Origin of the sequence: Pseudomonas abietaniphila (assembly GCF_900100795.1) — a bacterium.
Taxonomy (GTDB): Bacteria; Pseudomonadota; Gammaproteobacteria; order Pseudomonadales; family Pseudomonadaceae; genus Aquipseudomonas; species Aquipseudomonas abietaniphila.
Genome location: NZ_FNCO01000005.1, coordinates 123,453 through 140,409, shown reverse-complemented (window position 1 = coordinate 140,409; position 16,957 = coordinate 123,453). Strand labels below are relative to the sequence as shown.

At 58.8% G+C, this 16,957-nt stretch carries 16 protein-coding genes; 9 read left to right on the top strand and 7 right to left on the bottom strand.

The genetic code is table 11. The annotated features are described in order from the left end of the window. Positions 1-9 precede the first annotated feature (9 nt). Positions 10-696: a spermidine synthase gene (locus tag BLS87_RS11600; protein WP_074752635.1), complete on the bottom strand. Its 687-nt coding sequence runs from the start codon at positions 694-696 to the stop codon at positions 10-12. Positions 697-807: 111 nt separating this feature from the next. Between BLS87_RS11600 and BLS87_RS11595 the strand changes: the two genes are divergently transcribed. Next, positions 808-1,095: a hypothetical protein gene (locus tag BLS87_RS11595; protein ID WP_074752634.1), complete on the top strand. Its 288-nt coding sequence runs from the start codon at positions 808-810 to the stop codon at positions 1,093-1,095. Between the two features lie 126 nt (positions 1,096-1,221). Here BLS87_RS11595 and BLS87_RS11590 read toward each other — a convergent pair whose 3' ends face one another. Continuing rightward, entirely contained in the window at positions 1,222-1,695 is a 474-nt protein-coding gene (locus BLS87_RS11590; protein ID WP_074752633.1) for a Crp/Fnr family transcriptional regulator, read from the bottom strand. Between the two features lie 118 nt (positions 1,696-1,813). Further along, positions 1,814-3,871, bottom strand: a complete 2,058-nt coding sequence (locus BLS87_RS11585; RefSeq protein WP_074752632.1) for a S9 family peptidase — start codon at positions 3,869-3,871, stop codon at positions 1,814-1,816. A gap of 153 nt (positions 3,872-4,024) precedes the next feature. Here BLS87_RS11585 and BLS87_RS11580 point away from each other — a divergent pair, with 153 nt between their 5' ends. From BLS87_RS11580 to BLS87_RS11550, 7 genes are all read left to right on the top strand, one after another. Next, positions 4,025-4,531 carry an MFS transporter gene (locus tag BLS87_RS11580; RefSeq protein WP_074752631.1) on the top strand — a complete coding sequence of 169 codons (507 nt, stop codon included), beginning with the start codon at positions 4,025-4,027 and terminating at the stop codon, positions 4,529-4,531. Positions 4,532-4,577: 46 nt separating this feature from the next. Next, positions 4,578-5,351: a class II glutamine amidotransferase gene (locus BLS87_RS11575; protein WP_074752630.1), complete on the top strand. Its 774-nt coding sequence runs from the start codon at positions 4,578-4,580 to the stop codon at positions 5,349-5,351. 13 nt (positions 5,352-5,364) lie between these two features. Continuing rightward, the gene (locus BLS87_RS11570; RefSeq protein WP_074752629.1) at positions 5,365-5,889 is read left to right on the top strand and encodes a DUF2937 family protein; all 525 of its coding nucleotides are present in this window, start codon (positions 5,365-5,367) and stop codon (positions 5,887-5,889) included. A 351-nt stretch (positions 5,890-6,240) separates the two neighbouring features. Beyond that, positions 6,241-7,005 (top strand): 5-oxoprolinase subunit PxpA, encoded by a 765-nt coding sequence (locus BLS87_RS11565; protein WP_074752628.1) that lies wholly within the window; start codon positions 6,241-6,243, stop codon positions 7,003-7,005. After that, positions 7,002-7,706 carry a 5-oxoprolinase subunit B family protein gene (locus BLS87_RS11560; RefSeq protein WP_074752627.1) on the top strand — a complete coding sequence of 235 codons (705 nt, stop codon included), beginning with the start codon at positions 7,002-7,004 and terminating at the stop codon, positions 7,704-7,706. Before BLS87_RS11565 ends, BLS87_RS11560 begins: the two co-directional genes overlap by 4 nt. Continuing rightward, positions 7,703-8,623, top strand: coding sequence for a 5-oxoprolinase subunit C family protein (locus tag BLS87_RS11555; protein ID WP_074752626.1), 921 nt, complete (start codon positions 7,703-7,705; stop codon positions 8,621-8,623). The genes BLS87_RS11560 and BLS87_RS11555 overlap by 4 nt, the downstream gene beginning before the upstream one ends. A 118-nt stretch (positions 8,624-8,741) precedes the next feature. Then, positions 8,742-9,317 carry a hypothetical protein gene (locus BLS87_RS11550; RefSeq protein ID WP_074752625.1) on the top strand — a complete coding sequence of 192 codons (576 nt, stop codon included), beginning with the start codon at positions 8,742-8,744 and terminating at the stop codon, positions 9,315-9,317. A gap of 67 nt (positions 9,318-9,384) precedes the next feature. On the opposite strand, the gene BLS87_RS11545 is transcribed toward BLS87_RS11550, so the two are convergent. The 3 genes from BLS87_RS11545 to BLS87_RS11535 all read right to left on the bottom strand — a co-directional run bounded on the left by BLS87_RS11545 (position 9,385) and on the right by BLS87_RS11535 (position 12,710). Then, positions 9,385-10,317, bottom strand: a complete 933-nt coding sequence (locus BLS87_RS11545; RefSeq protein WP_074752624.1) for a hypothetical protein — start codon at positions 10,315-10,317, stop codon at positions 9,385-9,387. A 338-nt stretch (positions 10,318-10,655) separates the two neighbouring features. Further along, positions 10,656-11,834 carry a vWA domain-containing protein gene (locus tag BLS87_RS11540; protein WP_074752623.1) on the bottom strand — a complete coding sequence of 393 codons (1,179 nt, stop codon included), beginning with the start codon at positions 11,832-11,834 and terminating at the stop codon, positions 10,656-10,658. Between the two features lie 30 nt (positions 11,835-11,864). Beyond that, positions 11,865-12,710 carry an AAA family ATPase gene (locus BLS87_RS11535; protein WP_074752622.1) on the bottom strand — a complete coding sequence of 282 codons (846 nt, stop codon included), beginning with the start codon at positions 12,708-12,710 and terminating at the stop codon, positions 11,865-11,867. 202 nt (positions 12,711-12,912) lie between these two features. Between BLS87_RS11535 and BLS87_RS11530 the strand changes: the two genes are divergently transcribed. Further along, complete coding sequence (locus tag BLS87_RS11530; protein ID WP_167362054.1) at positions 12,913-15,747, top strand: RHS repeat-associated core domain-containing protein; 2,835 nt, start codon at positions 12,913-12,915, stop codon at positions 15,745-15,747. Positions 15,748-15,773: 26 nt separating this feature from the next. Here BLS87_RS11530 and BLS87_RS11525 read toward each other — a convergent pair whose 3' ends face one another. Then, complete coding sequence (locus BLS87_RS11525; protein WP_074752620.1) at positions 15,774-16,841, bottom strand: DUF748 domain-containing protein; 1,068 nt, start codon at positions 16,839-16,841, stop codon at positions 15,774-15,776. Positions 16,842-16,957 lie beyond the last annotated feature (116 nt).

Below are 16,957 nucleotides of genomic sequence, written 5' to 3'. Positions count from 1 at the left end.
GATCGGCTGTCAGGCTTTGACTTTTTCAGCAATCCAGATCGTGTGCCGCGTTCCTTTGTTGCCGTGGGCGTAAACCTTGACCTCTTCGGCCTTGAATCCGGCCTTGCGCAGTTTGTCGCTGAAGGCGGCGTCGGCGCTGGCCGACCAGACCGCCAGCACACCTTTGGGGCGCAGAGCGCTCGCGCACGCGGCCAGACCACCGGCGGAGTAGAGCCAGCTGTTGGCTTTTTGGGTCAGGCCTTCAGGGCCGTTGTCGACATCGAGCATGATCGCATCGAACCCCTGAGGCTCGCTTTTCAGCACCTGGGCGACGTCCTGTACGACGACCCGGGCGCGAGGGTCCTGCAACGGGTTGCCGGACTTCTCACCCAGTGGTCCGCGATTCCACTCGACCACGCCAGGCACCAGTTCGGCCACCACCACTTCGCCGTTCTTGCCCAGATGCTTGAGTGCCGAGGCGAGGGTGAAGCCCATGCCCAACCCGCCGATCAGTACGCGAGGGTTCAGCCGTGACGCGATCTTTTTGCAGGGGATTTCGGCCAGCGCGTCTTCGGAGCCGTGCATGCGCGTGTTCATCAGCTGGCCGCCGTCGCCACCCTGAATCTTGATCACGAAGTCTTCGCCGTATTCGAACAGGCACAGGGCGCCGCCGTTGTCGGGGATCGGGGTGGTGTCGAGCAGAACGAAACGTTTCATGGAAAACCCGGTAGAAAGCCTGAAGGTGTGCGCATCAATTTGTCAGCGCACGAAGCGCCGCGCAGGAGTAGCCTGAGCGTCACAGCAAAAGATTGGCAGTGGAGGCCAACGATGAAGCGGTCCATTCTAGCGGCGATTGCCTTGATGATGCTCGGTGCATCGCAGGGGTTTGCCGAGAACCTGCAACCTGTCCTGAATACCCCCGAACCGATCGCCGCGACATCCGGCTCGCCGGGAACTGCCACCCCGACACCTTATCCCCAGGTCACTCCACCGAGTGTGCCGCGCGCGGGAGGCCAGGGTAATCCGCCATTACTGCCGAAGATCCCGCAACCCGGCCCGCCAAAAGAAGATGAGCCGTTGCCGGGGTTGCCGCCGCCCGCCAAGCCCAGTCCTTGATTCACACTGCTGCACTGCAACATTGTAGGGGCGGGCCTGCTGGCGAACCCATGAGGCCAGCCGCCCTGATGTCGAGTGGCACACCGGGTCCGCCAGCAAGCCGGCTCCTACAGGGAGTGGGATGACCTATTCCTGCTGAGCCAGCACCTGTCCGTCCATCATCCGCAGGCGCTTGGACATCGCGATCGCTATCGCGCGGATGATCTTGGCTGCCACTTTCGGGGCGTCGTTGAGCATCTTGTCCAGGGAGTCCTTGCCCAGGTTCAGCAGGTAGCAAGGCGACGCCGCGATGCAGCTTGCCGAACGACGTTCGCCATCCAGCACCGCCATTTCGCCGAATGCCCGACCGCTGCGCAGGATCGCCGTTTCGACCTGTTTGCCTTCGCCATTGAGCTTCTGCACCGACACCGTCCCCGAATGGATGATGCACATGAAGGTGCCTGCATCGCCTTCGTTGAAGATCGGCTGGCCTTTGTCGATGTTGCTGATGCTGAAATAACCTGCCGCCGCGGAAAAGTCGGCGGGCGTCAGGGCGAGGAACAGACCGCAGTCCATCAGCATCTCGCGGATCTCATTGTTCAGGGATGACGGTGTTGGCATGTGATGTTCTTGTTGAGTCGTGAAGAATGGAGACTGAAACAGCTGACGTGTAAAACGTCCCCGGACTACGCATCGTCCGGGGATCGTCTGGTATGACACACGGGGATGAGGGAGTTCCTCAGGCCAGTTGCAATACCTTGAATATAAAACCGTATTCGAGCGCTACGTCACGCAATCCCTGATAACGCCCGCTCATCCCACCGTGCCCTGCACCCAGTTCGGTCTTGAGCAGCAACAGGTTGTCATCGGTCTTGGTGTCGCGCAATTTTGCCACCCACTTGGCCGCTTCCCAATACTGCACACGGCTGTCGTTGTACCCGGCAATCACCAGCATGGACGGGTATGCCTGTGCGGTGACGTTCTCGTACGGGGCATAGGCCTTGATGCGAGCATATACCGCCGGTTCCTGCGGATTTCCCCACTCGTCGTATTCCGTCACGGTCAGTGGCAGCTCAGGGTCGAGCATGGTGTTTAGCACATCGACGAAAGGCACTTCGGCGATGGCGGCCTTGAACAGATCGGGCCGCTGATTGACCACGGCGCCGATCAGCAATCCGCCGGCACTCCCGCCGCTGATCACCAGCTGGTCTGGCGTGGTGAGGTTTTGTGCGATCAAGTGCTCTGCGCAGGCGATGAAGTCGCTGAAGGTGTTTTGCTTGTGCTCCTGTTTGCCGTTGAGGTACCAGGCCTCACCGAGTTCGCCACCGCCGCGCACATGGGCGATGGCGAAGGCGACGCCCCGGTTCAGCAGACTCAGCCGGGCGTGTGAGAACCATGGGTCCAGACTCTCGCCATACGCACCATAGCCGTAGAGGTACAGCGGCACCGGTTGGCCGGCCAGTTCGCGTTTGACCACCAGGCTGATCGGCACCTGAGTGCCATCGGCAGCGGTGGCCCACAGACGCTGGCTGACGTAGGCATCGGCGTCGAACACGCCCAGCACGGGCGTCTCTTTGAGCACCGCTTGCTCGCCGGTGGCCAGGGTCAACTGACGCACCTGCGGCGGGCGATTCAGCGACTGGTAACGCAGGCGAATCTTGTCGCTGTCGAACTCAAGCGTGTCCTGCACATACAGGTTGTAGGCAGCGTCCGGCAGTTGCACCCGATAGGCCGGCAAGCTCTGTGGGTGAACTTCGACGACGGGCAGGCCGCCTTCACGCAGACTCAGGGTCAGGCCTTTGGCATTGAGGCTGAAGCCGTCGAGCATCACCGATTCGCTATGCGGGATCAGCGTCTGCCAGTCCTTGCGCTCGGGCACGCCGCTGGTTTTTTCCGGCGCATGAAACAGCGCGAAGTTGATGCCGTCCTGGTTGCTGCGGATCAGCCAGCTCCAGGTGCCGTTGACCAGGCCATGGTCCACGGAGTACTCATGACCCTCACCGCGTGGCGCCATGCAGACAAACGCCTGCTCCGGCTTGCTCGCATCCAGCACCCAGGATTCGCCGGTGGTCTTGCTGTCGAGGGCCAACACCAGTTGCCGCTCGGAGCTGGTGCGGTAGCAGTGCAGGAAGAAACGCCCGTCCGGCTCGTTGAACACGAGGTCGGCAGAATCGTTACCCAAGGTGTGGCGGTACAGCTTATGGGGGCGGTGGGTGTCGTCCAGCTCGCCGAAGAACAGCGTCTGGCTGTCGTTGGCCCAGGTCATGCTGCCGTCACAGTCCTCGAAGGGGAGATTGATGACGTTGCCGCTGCTCAGTTCTTTGACGTAGAGCTGATAGACCTCCTCGCCAGTGGTATCGAGGCTGTACGCCAGGCGCTGGTGATCCGGACTGATGCTGAACGCGCCGAGCGAAAAGAAGCCGCCGTTGGCCAATACGTTGGGGTCCAGCAGCAACTCTTCGGCGCTTTCGTCGACCGTCTGTGAGTCGTCTGCGGGGCGAGGGCAGCGATAGTGGCGGGCGTATTCGTCGCCTTCGGTGGTGCGGGTGTAATACAGATACGGGCCCCAGGGCGAGGGCAGCGACAGGTCGGTTTCGAGGATGCGGCCCTTGATCTCCTGAAACAGGGTTTCACGCAGCGCCTGCTGATCGGCGAGCTGACGCTCCTGGTAGTCGTTTTCGGCCTTGAGGTAATCGAGCACCTCGTCGGTGTCGCGGTTCTGCAGCCAGGCATACGGGTCGGCGCCGTCGGCCTTGCGGGCCAGCGGGGCGCTAGGAGCAATGTGGGAAGAAGGCATGCTGGGCTCTCTCAATGGGCGTTCTCGAATAAACCGTCCGGCCCGGCGTTGCCCGGTCGGGGGCAGTGCAGACCGATAACTGAAGCCGGGGAAGCCGGGCTTGCGAAAAGTCGTTATCATAAGCGCCTCTTTACCTGCCTTACCACGGACGTCATGACCGACAACGACTATCTGATTGCCTGGGGCCTTTACGCATTCGCTGCGTTGGGTTGTCTGTTGGTGTGGTTCAAGCTGACCGGCTGGATGTGGCGCTACCTGCGCGAGCCGCTGCGCGTGATCGGCGCGGTCCTGCTGTTCTGCCCGACCATCATCGATCCAGTCAAAGACAAGTACGCTCCCGCGCTGGCCATCAGCGTGCTGGATCTTGCACTCAAGGTCGGCAATAACGTCTGGCGCGCGATGCTGGATCTGTCGACCTACGGCGCCGTTGCTCTGGGCCTGTATGTCATCTTCGCGCTGATCCGCCTGCCGTTTCTGCGCAAGAAAAAAGCCCGCCAGGCCCACGCCGAGGAAGCTGCGGCGCAGGCGGCTGCGGAGCAGAAGCAGGCTGAGCAGGACGACGAACCGTTCGCAAACCAGGGGCCGAGCCGCTTCGCCAACCCACCCGCTGCGCCGGCCAATGGCAGCAGCGGCCGCTACCGGGTCGAACCCAAGTTGTGATGACGCCTGCCGTGTGATCTGCGGTTAAGCCTACCGAGAGCCGAGCATGTGTGAACTTCTGGGCATGAGTGCCAACGTACCCACCGACATCGTGTTCAGCTTTACCGGGCTGATGCAGCGGGGTGGGCGAACCGGTCCGCACCGTGATGGCTGGGGCATCGGCTTCTACGAGGGGCGCGGCTTGCGCCTGTTTCAGGACCCTGCGGCCAGCAGCGAGTCGGAAGTCGCCCAACTGGTGCAGCGTTACCCGATCAAGAGCGAGGTGGTCATCGGTCACATTCGTCAGGCCAACGTGGGCAAGGTCTGCCTGTCCAACACCCATCCCTTTGTCCGCGAGCTGTGGGGCCGTAACTGGTGCTTCGCCCACAACGGCCAACTGGCGGATTTTCACCCCCGTGCCACGTTCTATCGGCCGGTGGGGGACACCGACAGCGAAGCCGCCTTCTGCGATGTGTTGAACCGCGTGCGTGAAGGTTTTCCAGAACCTGTCGAGATCGAACAGCTGCTGCCGACCCTGGTCGAAGCCTGTAGCGAATACCGCAGCAAGGGCGTGTTCAATGGCTTGCTCAGCGATGGCGACTGGCTATTTTGTTTCTGCTCCACCAAGCTGGTGCACATTACGCGCCGCGCTCCGTTCGGTCCGGCTCGCTTGAAAGATGTCGACGTGATCGTCGATTTTCAGGCCGAAACCACCCCGAACGACGTGGTCACGGTCATCGCCACCGAGCCGTTGACCGAGAACGAAACCTGGAATCGCTACGAACCTGGCCACTGGAGCTTGTGGCGTCGCGGCGAATGCGTGGCCGAAGGCCGAACCTGACAGAGAGGGACCTATGCTGCGAAGCTATCTGCGACTGGTGTTGTTCACGGCGGGCCTGTTGATCGGCGTGCAGATTCCCGGCTTTATCAGCGATTACAGCAAGCGTGTCGAAGCGCACCTTATCGAGGCGCAGAAGAGCCTCGGTGGCTACAACGACACGGCTCAGCGGTTCTTCAAAGGTGATGTTCAGGCGCTGATCCAGCACTACCGCAGCAGTGACGATCCTGTGTTTCGCACCGACGCCGACAACATCAACACCCTGCTGACGCGAACACAAACCCTCGACCGCGAATGGCTCGCCCTGCAAGGCCCGTGGTACATGCGGGCTTACCACGTGCTCACCGCCGCTGACCCGGACATCCGCAAGGAAACCTGGAACGGGTATTCCTGGCAGGTCTTGCTGTCGCCTGACGTCATCGGTTGGGGCCTGGTCTGCGCGCTGCTGTTTTCGCTGGTCATCGAAAGCTTCGTGCTGTTCATCGACTGGGTGTTCGTGGGACGGCATCACGTGCGACCCGTCAACCGCGACTGGCGCTAGGGAGCGAAACCGTTCAGGCACTTCGCACAGGCCTGTGGGAGCAAATTTATTCGCGATGCATTGGTACATTCGTCACGAATGTGCCGTCTTGCTGATTTTTCGCGAATGAATTCGCTCCCACAGTGGTAAAGCACCTGTGACCGTACCGACGATGTCCCCTATTGCGGCGCTGAAGAAAGCCGTTCACTTTTTCTTATCTCCCCCTCTCGCTTTTATTCGTTGGACGCCCCAACCCCTCCCGTCCAAGAATGCGCCTGCACATGACAGGCTCGTTTCAGCGCTGCAAAGGGACGCTTCCCACGCGTAGACTCAAGGCCCGTCTTCAACCTTCCTTTGCACAGGAGATACCCCTTGGGCCGCCTGTTATTGAACTGTGATATCGGCGAAAGCTACGGCGCGTGGACCATGGGTCTGGATGCCGACGTCATGCCGTACATCGATTGCGCCAACATCGCCTGTGGTTTTCATGCGGGCGATCCCAGTGTCATGCGCAAGACCGTGGCCTTGGCGTTGACCCATAACGTGACCCTCGGTGCACACCCTGCGTACCCGGACCTCGTGGGATTCGGCCGCCGCTCCATGGCCTGTTCGCCGCAAGAGATTCAGGACCTGCTGCATTACCAGATCGGCGCACTCGACGGGGTCGCCCGTGCTCAGGGCGGTCGTGTCAGCTACGTCAAACCCCATGGCGCGATGTACAACGACATGATGGCCAATCCGGCGCAACTGCGTGCGGTCATCGAAGGCATCGCCCGCTACAACGCTGAATTGCCCTTGATGCTGCTGGCCATGCGTGACAACAGCGCAGCGCAAGCGATGGCCGATGAGTTCGGCGTCACCCTGTGGTTCGAGGCGTTCGCCGACCGTGCTTATGACAACGTGGGGCGTCTGGTGTCGCGCAGCGTGCCGGGTGCGGTGCACCATGACCCGGAAACCATTATTGCCCAGGCGCTGACGCTGTCCCGCGGTGAACCCTTGATTGCCAGCGACGGCAGCGAACTGCTGCTTAACGCCGACACGCTGTGCGTGCATGGCGACAACGCCAGTTCCATCGCCGCCGTTCAACGGATCCGTCAGGCGTTGGGCAACACCCCGGCGCAGTTGTCCGCCTCATGAATGTGCGCGTCGAAGTCGTCGCGATCGATTGTTTGATGGTGCGTCTGTTCGATGCCATCGATGAAGCCAACATGCCGTGGATGCTTGCGGCCAGCCTTCGGCTGCGCGAGGGCTTCGGTGCGCATTTGATTGACCTGGTGCCGTCGTACACCACCTTGATGGTGCATTACGACCTGATGGCGCTTGATCCCCTCCATGCGCGCGAGGTGATCGCGCAGGCCATGACCGACCTGTCGCCTGACGCCGCCAAAAGCGGGCGGCAGCATGTGTTGCCGGTCTGGTATGACCTGAGCGTTGGCCCCGAACTGACGTTGCTGTCCCGACGCAGTGGATTACCGGTGGACGAGGTGATTCGACGCCACAGCCAGCGGCAATATCAGGTGTTCGCGCTGGGCTTTGCACCCGGATTTGCGTTCATGGGACTGGTCGAAGAGGTCCTGGCGGCACCACGGATAAACACGCCGCGTAAACGCGTGGTGGCGGGCAGCGTCGGCATCGCCGAACGCCAGACAGCGGCTTACCCGCTGGAGTCGCCGGGCGGCTGGAACATCCTGGGCCGCACGCCCGCGAAGTTGTTTGATCGCCGGATGGATGGTTACAGCCTGATGCAGCCCGGCGACACCGTGCGTTTCGAGGCTGTCGATCACGCCGAATTCATTCGCCTGGGTGGCGACGACACTGCGCTGGAGGCGCTGGCATGACTGTGCTTACCGTAAAAAGCAGTACGCCGCTGTGCCTGCTTCAGGATGCCGGACGGTTTGGCGTCCGCCATCTGGGCGTGACGCAGGGCGGGGCGCTGGACTGGGTGTCGATGTCCTGGGCCAACAAACTGCTGAACAACCCGCTGGATGCCGCCGTCATCGAAATTACCCTCGGCGGCCTGACCCTGATCGCCGAAGCCGATTGCTGCCTCGCATTGGCGGGAGCGGATCTGGGCGCGATGCTCGATGACCGCTCGATGGCGCCTTGGCGCAGCTTCTTCGTCCGCAAGGGGCAGCAACTGCGCTTTACCCAACCGATGCTCGGCGCACGTGCTTATCTCGCCGCCCCCGGCGGGTTCGACGCCGTCGAGGTGTTGGGCAGCCGCGCCACGGTGGTGCGTGAAGGGCTGGGTGGGTTGCAGGGCGACGGCAGAGCGCTGGTCGAAGGTGATCAACTGAGGTATTCAGGCGCAACATTTGAGTTGCATGCCTTGCCTGACGGTTTGATTCCCGACTTGACCGATGCGCGCCCACTGGATGTTGTGCTCGGCGCGCAGATCGGCCAGTTCAGCGGCCTGAGCCTGTTCGACGCTTTCAACAATGACTGGACCCTCGACAGCCGCGCCGACCGCATGGGCATGCGTCTGTTGGGGCCGGAGTTGGTGTATCAGGGCAAACCGATGATCTCGGAAGGCATTCCTCTTGGCGCCATTCAAGTCCCGCCCGACGGCCAGCCCATCGTGCTGCTCAATGATCGCCAGACCATCGGCGGCTACCCCCGACTTGGCGCGTTGACGCCGCTGTCACTGGCCCGCCTGGCGCAGAAGCTGCCGGGGACGGTGGTGCGGATGAGGGCGGTGGTGCAGGAGATGGCACATCGGGAGCAGGTGGGGTTTTTGCAATCGCTCGCGCATTAATCAGTTCTGTAACTTTTGTCCTACGTGTTTATCGGAAATACTGGTCAGGATGACGAGGTCATCATTTTCGGGCGAAGGTCGTTAAGCACTTCATGTATTCACGACATGAGGTGTGCGTATGAACCTGACATCCATTGGCAACCAGAACCGTTTAGTTGCACAGGCTGCTGAAGCCGTCGGTGGCAAAGGAAATATAGAAGCCACGGGGCATCCCATAACCGGCCAGATAGAGGTGGCCGCACCAGCCCCTCCCTATCCGGACGCCGTGTATCATGAGGTCAAACTCGACGGGACGTTGCGACCCACCGGCGATGGTGGTGTTATCTTCAGAACCCTTAGCTCATGGGAATTTCGAGAGCAGGCCAAACTGGATGCCTACAAGCACGCTGCTGAGTGTCGGGCCGCTGATATGGAAAACATGCGGGATGAGATGAAATCCAGACTTGCAGATTCGGAGCCGGAGTTGGCAACAAAGCCGTTTGGTTTTTCTATCGATGAAACGGGTCTGATCAAGCCCGTTGGATTAGGTTGTGAGCTGACTCAGCGCGAGAAAAATATCCTGTCCAGCCTGATGAATGAAGATGAGGCTTTCAGATGCGCGGCTCAGGAATATATAAAAATGTTGGCTGGCATCGTCCATCGATCGCTGGAGGGACTGGGCGCCAAGTATGCGAGGTTTTTTTCACCTGCCTGAAGAGAAACCCAATAGAACCAATTGGTTCTATTGGGTTTTACGAGGTTTTACGAGGTTTTACGAGGTTTTATCGGATGGGGGTTGCGCTGCAGAGCTGCGTCAGCGTTGATGGAGTTATGTCGCTTGTGCTATTTCCTCGGACGGCGAGCTGCCAGTAGCCAGTGTTGTATGTGGCTTTCCATTTTGTTTTGTATTTAGGGTCGAGTACGAAGGGTGGAGTCTTATTTTTACCAATGCACTCATCGAATTTCATGGAGTCAATAATAAATCCTGATGCGTCAGTGATGTATTCTTTAGTCACGAGTTTATGTGGTTTGTCTTCGTCTGCGCTGATGATAAAGTGGACGACTGCTCCAGCAAGCGGATGACCTTTTGAGTCTGTAATCCTACTTCTCCAGCTCAGTTGGTGTTTGAAAAGATGGGCAGGGAAATAGGTCAGGAACCATTGATAGTCGCCGGATACTTCTGTTTTTCCGCTGTCTACGTAGGGGGCTGAACCAAACTCGATCGCAGATCTGTCACCCGTTACGACACGCTTCCCAGCTGATCGGGAAACTCTCATGAAAACCTTCTGGTTGGGAACTAGCTCTGATGATATAAAGCTGTGATCCGTCGGGACCTGAATCCATTCTCCATCAATTTTATATTCGACGTTCCAGTCAGGCCCTTCGGCCATGGTACGCATATTGTAGATCATAACTTTTTGTCCGCGAGTGGACGTGAAGCTGTAGTAAACTTTATCGTTCGCGTCATTAGGTTGAGCGAATACTCGGTTGATTTTATCAGGCAATTCAATGATCTCAGGTTCGGCAGCTGTTAGAAGTTCAGCCGATCTGTCGGTCGTAGGTGCTCTATTGCTTGATTCGATTTTAAGCTTGACCGAGTCCTGATGCTCAGTATCAAAAAAGCCCATGGCACTTACAGGCCCTGTATTCAAGCTAGAGAGTGTCAGTGCCATAGCCATGTGCAAAGTGGTTTTTCCGAAAATATTGTTCTTCATTGTCAATTCCATTGTGTATTTGGCTAAAACTCAGGCAGCCGTGTTCGTCGGAATATTTTCCACCGCAACAGATGAATACCCTGCTTAGAAGGCTGCGATTTTCAGTTGTACTTTCAACTGATAAAACGACGTAATAGGCGTCGGAGATAGGCGTCAATGCCGAGAGTGTAAGAATTTATTTATTGGAGGAGTGAAGATATAGACGGCGGTGGGGGGCTTGTAGCAGCACGCCCGGGCGGCGTTCCGATGTCGGCGGTTGCGGTGTGTCAGACAACACTTAGATCACAGACACACCACCCCGCCGGCAAGCCGTGCTGCTACGAGGAAGGTGCTCTCAGTTACTTCGCCAAATACCGCATCCCTTCCTCCAACCCGCGCAACGTGAGCGGGTACATCTGATCTTCGATCAAATCCCGCACGATGTTGGTCGAGGTGGTGTAGGCCCAGGCGTCTTTGGGGTACGGGTTGATCCAGATGATCTTCTTGAACTTGGCCATGAAACGGTGCATCCAGACGTAGCCTGCTTCTTCGTTCCAATGCTCGACGCTGCCGCCAGGCTGGGTGATTTCGTAGGGCGCCATGGCGGCGTCGCCGATGAAGATCACTTTGTAGTCGGCGCCGTATTTGTGCAGCAAGTCTTGGGTTGATGTGCGTTCCGAGGTGCGGCGCAGGTTGTTCTTCCACACGGATTCGTAGATGAAGTTGTGGAAGTAGAAGTATTCCATGTGCTTGAACTCGGTCTTGCAGGCCGAGAACAGTTCTTCGCAGATTTTCACGTGGGCGTCCATCGAGCCGCCGATGTCGAACAACAGCAACAGCTTGATGGTGTTTCGGCGTTCCGGGCGCATCTGGATGTTCAGCAAACCGGCATCGCGAGCGGTGTGGTCGATGGTGCCGTCGATGTCCAGTTCGTCCGCCGCACCCTGACGCGCGAACTTGCGCAGGCGGCGCAAGGCCACCTTGATGTTGCGGGTGCCCAGTTCGACCTGGTCGTCGAGGTTCTTGTACTCGCGCTGATCCCAGACTTTCGCCGCCTTGCCCTGACGCTTGCCCGCATCGCCGACCCGAATGCCCTCCGGGTTGTAGCCGCCCGAACCAAACGGGCTGGTGCCGCCGGTGCCGATCCATTTGTTACCGCCCGCGTGGCGTTCCTTCTGTTCTTCGAGGCGTTTCTTGAACTCTTCGATGAGTTTGTCCAGCCCGCCGAGGGATTGAATCTGCGCGCGCTCTTCATCCGTCAGCGAACGCTCGAACTCCTTGCGCAACCAGTCCTCGGGAATCAGCGCCTGTAAATGGTCGTCGAGTTTTTCGAGGCCATTGAAATAGGCGCCGAAGGCCCGGTCGAACTTGTCGAAATGGCGCTCGTCCTTGACCAGAATCGCCCGCGACAAGTAGTAGAACTCGTCCAAGTCGGCGAAGATTACCCGCTGTTTCAGGGCGTTGATCAGGTCCAGCAGCTCACGCACCGAGACCGGCACCTTGGCGGCGCGCATTTCGTTGAAGAGGTTGAGCAGCATGTTGGTTGTCCCGCACTTATCCCAAAGAGCTTAGCGATTGCCACGACGGCTCATGAATGCGAGACGCTCAAGCAATTGCACGTCTTGCTCGTTCTTCACCAGTGCGCCCGCCAGCGGCGGAATGGCCTTGGTCGGATCGCGCTCGCGCAGCACCGCTTCGCCGATGTTGTCGGCCATCAGCAGTTTCAGCCAGTCCACCAGCTCCGAGGTCGAAGGCTTCTTTTTGAGGCCCGGGACCTTGCGCACGTCGAAGAACACATCGAGCGCTTCGCTGACCAGGTCTTTTTTGATGTCGGGGTAGTGCACATCGACGATCCGCTGCAGGGTGGTGCGGTCAGGGAAGGCGATGTAATGGAAGAAACAGCGGCGCAGGAACGCGTCAGGCAGCTCTTTTTCGTTGTTCGAGGTAATGATGATGATCGGGCGCTTTTTCGCCTTGATCGTTTCGTCGATCTCGTAAACGTAGAACTCCATCTTGTCGAGTTCTTGCAGCAGGTCGTTGGGGAATTCGATGTCGGCCTTGTCGATCTCGTCGATCAGCAGAATCACGCGTTCTTCCGACTCGAACGCTTCCCAGAGCTTGCCCTTCTTCAGGTAATTACGCACGTCGTGGACTTTGTCGACGCCCAGTTGAGAGTCGCGCAGACGACTGACCGCATCGTACTCATACAGGCCCTGATGGGCCTTGGTGGTCGATTTGATGTGCCAGGTGATCAGCTTGGCGCCGAAGGATTCGGCCAGTTGCTCGGCGAGCATGGTCTTGCCCGTGCCCGGCTCGCCTTTGACCAGCAGTGGACGCTCCAGGGTAATGGCAGCGTTGACCGCCAGCTTCAGGTCGTCGGTAGCGACGTAGGCAGAAGTGCCTTCGAATTTCATGGGTTCTCCTTCAAGGCGACTGGCCTGGCCGATCACTATATCGCGGCACGTGGGCCAACGTGCAAGGCGAATGGGCCTCAGCGACAGGGCAATTCTGCCTTTCAGTAGGTCGGTTTTAAGGCGGAGGACTGTCATTTGTGACAGTTACGTCGCCCATAGGTGCACGTATATGCTGGGGGTAAGCTGAACGAGGGTTATGCGCATGGCCTCTGAATCTGTTCACACTGCAACGCCGGAGATTTTCGTCACGGACGGTCGCGGGCTGTCGGTGCGCAGCGTTGCCTGTTTGCGCAGTGCCGTGGGCGAAGAGGCCGAGTTATTGATTGGGCGCCAGAACTACGACCTCGCAGGACGCCCGGTGTCCAGCCAGGATCCGCGTTTAGGCGCTCTTGGCGGGGATGCAGTCTTCAACACAGTCGCCATCTACAGTCTCGGCGGACTGCCTTTGTGTGTGTCGAGTGTGGACTCGGGTTCGCACGTCGCGCTGTTCAACGACAATGCTGAACGTGTTAACAGTTGGGATGGCCGAGCGACCGAGTGGGGGATAGAACTGGACGTCTTGGGGCGACCCGTTGTGTTGCATGAGCAGCAAGATGGCGGACCCCGTAAAGCGGTTGAACGTTACGAATATGCCGCGATGTCGTCGGAGGCCGCAGGGCACAACCGGTGTGGGCGTCTGATCCGACACGACGATCCTGCCGGGAGCCTGGAAATCGAAGACTATGGGCTCGGTGGAAATACGCTGAGAGAGACCCGAACCTTCCTGCCCGACATGGACGCCCCAGACTGGCCGGCGTCCTTGGGAGAGCGGGATGCGATGCTTGCGCCGCAAAACTACACCACCCATAGCCTCTATGCCCCGACAGGCGAGCTCATCGAGCAGATGGATGCCAGAGGCAACCGACGGTCGTTGTTTTTTGATCGTGCTGGCCAGGCGGCTGATCTGAAGTTGCAGCAAGCGGAAGGCGCCGAGCAAACGCTGGTTTCGGCGAGGGAATACGATGCAGCCGGGCGAATGCTTGGACAGCGCCTTGGCAATGGCGTGGCCGAGCAATACCAGTTCGACCCGCGCGATGGACACGTGCTCAGGCAATTCGCCAGCCGTGATGCGGGGCCTTCTTTGTACGATCACTGCTACGTGACTGACCCTGTGGGTAACGTATTGAGCATCACGGACCGCAGCCAGGCGGTTAGTCATTTCCGTAATCAGCGTATCGAGCCGGTGCAGACTCGCACCTATGATTCGCTGTATCGCTTGATACAGGCCAGCGGTTACGAAATGCAGGTTCCGTCTCTGGGCCCTGATCTTCCGCCGCTTGCGACCGAGCTCGCTGATGGGGCTCAATGGCGCAACTATACGCAGCATTATCAGTACGACGCCGCCGACAATATGCTGATGTTGCGGCATGAAGCCCAGTCAGGAAATTTCACGCGCCGCATGCAGGTTATGGCACACAGCAATCGGGCGATGCCCCTGTTCGAGGACGCGGAGCCGCCTGACCTGGAAAACGGCTTTGACGCGAACGGCAACTTGCTGTTTCTTCAGCCCGGTCAACGCTTGATCTGGGATGCGCGCAACCGTCTGACGGACGCAAACGGGCAGCGCAATGCCTACGGTGCCGCTGGCGTGCGTCTTCGTAAACGCTCTGCGTGGAGCACCGGTACGCTGACGCACCACCATGACGTGCTTTATTTGCCCGGCCTTGAACTGCACGACAAGACTGCAACGGGTGAACAGTACTGCGTATTGATCGCGGAGGATCAGCACCTTGCGGCCCGTTGTCTTCATTGGGATGAGGGGCTGCCGGAAGGCGTCTTCAACGACGCTTTGCGCTATGGGCTCGGGGATCACTTACGGTCTGTTTATCTGGAGGTTGACCGAGACGCAGATCTGATCAGTGAGGAACTTTATTACCCCTTCGGCGGGACGGCCTGGTGGGCCGCCCGTTCAGCGGTGGAGGCTGACTATAAGACCGTTCGTTACAGCGGACGTGAACGTGATGACAGTGGTTTGTATTACTACGGTGCGCGTTATTACGCGCCGTGGTTGCAGCGATGGATCAGCCCGGATCCGGCCGGCGCGGTCGATGGACTGAATCTGTATGCCTTTGCGCGAAACAATCCGACGACGCTGATCGATGACGGCGGCTTGCAGGCCGTTTGGTCAAAAGCCAGGATATGCTTGGGCGTTCCGATTCAAGTGAACACGGACCGTACCAACCATGAAGAGTCGGCGCAAATTCGTGTGCGGACCAACGATTTGAATATGTTGCCCCGCCGTTCGTCGAGCGGATTCGCGACGGAGTTGAAGTCCAGGAAGCTGAATGTGCCAGCGGTTCTATACAGAGCGGAGGTGGACAGCGAAGACACCGACTACACGATTCTCCATACTCAATTTGCTATTCCGGAAAGTTGCATCCAGTCAACGGAATACATCATCACCTACTTGGCCGGGGACACCCGTCCGTTCCCCTACTCTCCAGAGGCGCGGAATAGTCCCGGCATGCCGTTAAGGATGCCAAACGTAGAGGCTGTGGGCTGGGGAAGTCCAGTCAATATCAGTGACTCCTATAAGGTCGATGAAACTTTCAAAACGCTCAATGCAGCGGGTCTGAATGAGAGGACGCTGCCAGTCACGCTTGGGCAGGGACTGGTGTTTGCCAATTCGGCAAATAGCAACCAGTGGATTAAGGAGAACTCGATTCATTTCATGGCGGTCACGGCAGTCGTGGTGAATGACAGAATGGAAACGGCCTGGGCTGTGATGAGCGATCTTGTAGAGCCCGCGAGGACCGAAGACAATGAGCTTTTAAGGGCGGTCGACAACTGGGCGCCGACCCTGGTCAAATCCATTACTGAGGCCAGGAAAAATCCATTGATGGGCAACTTGTCACAGGGAAGCTTCAGCGTTGGTGTAGTCCAGGCCATGTCCGATGAAGCGAGTTCACCCGTGCGAACGCCCAGAGCAGACGCCGGCCCCGTAGGCAATGCAGCGCGTCGGGCGGGGCGGCGCGGGAATCGGGCTTTGTTCCATTAGGGATCTGCTGGAGGCGCCATTCCGCGTCACTTAGCCTCACTTTTCCCACTGTCGTATCGCGTGTTGAACGCCTGCACGAAGGCGTTGCGCAGGATCTGCAGAAACGCCTGGAAAGCACTGACATCCTGCTTATGCACGCTGCCACTGAGTTCGACGCGGGTGGCGAACTGGTTTTCGCGCTGGTTCTTGAGCACGGTTTCGCCACCGCCCACCATGGCCTCCCAGATGGAGCGGAAGAATCCCTTGTTCTTGTTTTCGACGTCTTGTTGCCAGTTGAAAATGTCGACGTCGCGCAACAGCGGTTTGATGTAGCCACTGAGCTGGCCTTTTTTGGCCTGAGCTTCGATCACGATGTCGCCATTTCCCGCGTTGAAATCAAATTTGCCATAGGCCGAGGCGAAATCGTTCATCTGTTTGAGTTGCACGCCGGTGGCGCGCAGCTTGAAATCGAAATTCTCGAAGTTGCTCAATGGGTCGAAGGTGGCACTGCTTTCCAGTGGCGCATGGCCCAGCAGCATTGCCTTGCCTTCGAAGCGCGCGTCGCGCTGGCCTGCGATGTTGGTCAGGTTGTAGATGCTGGCATTGACCTTGTCGGCTTCGATTTTCACCTTGGGCGTGGAGCTGAAATTGTTGAACGTGATCTTGCCGTCTTCGACCCGGAGTTCGTTGAGGGTGATCGGCAGCAGTTTGTTCAATTGAGCCCGCCAGTCGGTGCCGGCACCGGTCTGTGATTGTCGTTTGTCGGGGCCGCCGTCGACGAAGTTGAGCTGCGGGCTGATAAACGCAACCTCTGCCACCACGGCGTGGTCGTACCAGAGTGAGTGCCAACTGACCGCCAGATCGATCACCGGGACTTTGAGCAGCGGAACGGGGACCTTGCCGTCGACCTTGACGATGTTCAGGCCATTGATCTTGTAGGCGCCGCGCCACAGGGCCAGGTCGACGTCAGTGACCTGGCCCCGGTAATCGCCCATGTCGGCGAGCTTGTTGTTCAAGTAATTGCGCACCACGTAAGGCAGCGCGATGTGAATGGCGATCAACAACACGACGAGGCCCACGACTGTCCACAGTGGCCAGCTATAGCGACGTTTCATGGCAACGCTCTCCGGTGACTTAGAGGTGTTGACTGTCGGCGTGGTCATCCGTTCGCTACGACTGGACGCATCATGTGCTCAAGGCATAGGCTTTGGGCTTTTCCCCACCTGCACAA

Excerpts from the sequence above, each read along its gene's own strand:
- BLS87_RS11600 (WP_074752635.1), bottom strand. The coding sequence starts at position 696 with ATGAAACGTTTCGTTCTGCTCGACACCACCCCGATCCCCGACAACGGC.
- BLS87_RS11595 (WP_074752634.1), top strand. The coding sequence starts at position 808 with ATGAAGCGGTCCATTCTAGCGGCGATTGCCTTGATGATGCTCGGTGCA.
- BLS87_RS11590 (WP_074752633.1), bottom strand. The coding sequence starts at position 1,695 with ATGCCAACACCGTCATCCCTGAACAATGAGATCCGCGAGATGCTGATG.
- BLS87_RS11585 (WP_074752632.1), bottom strand. The coding sequence starts at position 3,871 with ATGCCTTCTTCCCACATTGCTCCTAGCGCCCCGCTGGCCCGCAAGGCC.
- BLS87_RS11580 (WP_074752631.1), top strand. The coding sequence starts at position 4,025 with ATGACCGACAACGACTATCTGATTGCCTGGGGCCTTTACGCATTCGCT.
- BLS87_RS11575 (WP_074752630.1), top strand. The coding sequence starts at position 4,578 with ATGTGTGAACTTCTGGGCATGAGTGCCAACGTACCCACCGACATCGTG.
- BLS87_RS11570 (WP_074752629.1), top strand. The coding sequence starts at position 5,365 with ATGCTGCGAAGCTATCTGCGACTGGTGTTGTTCACGGCGGGCCTGTTG.
- BLS87_RS11560 (WP_074752627.1), top strand. The coding sequence starts at position 7,002 with ATGAATGTGCGCGTCGAAGTCGTCGCGATCGATTGTTTGATGGTGCGT.
- BLS87_RS11555 (WP_074752626.1), top strand. The coding sequence starts at position 7,703 with ATGACTGTGCTTACCGTAAAAAGCAGTACGCCGCTGTGCCTGCTTCAG.
- BLS87_RS11550 (WP_074752625.1), top strand. The coding sequence starts at position 8,742 with ATGAACCTGACATCCATTGGCAACCAGAACCGTTTAGTTGCACAGGCT.
- BLS87_RS11545 (WP_074752624.1), bottom strand. The coding sequence starts at position 10,317 with ATGAAGAACAATATTTTCGGAAAAACCACTTTGCACATGGCTATGGCA.
- BLS87_RS11540 (WP_074752623.1), bottom strand. The coding sequence starts at position 11,834 with ATGCTGCTCAACCTCTTCAACGAAATGCGCGCCGCCAAGGTGCCGGTC.
- BLS87_RS11535 (WP_074752622.1), bottom strand. The coding sequence starts at position 12,710 with ATGAAATTCGAAGGCACTTCTGCCTACGTCGCTACCGACGACCTGAAG.
- BLS87_RS11530 (WP_167362054.1), top strand. The coding sequence starts at position 12,913 with ATGGCCTCTGAATCTGTTCACACTGCAACGCCGGAGATTTTCGTCACG.
- BLS87_RS11525 (WP_074752620.1), bottom strand. The coding sequence starts at position 16,841 with ATGAAACGTCGCTATAGCTGGCCACTGTGGACAGTCGTGGGCCTCGTC.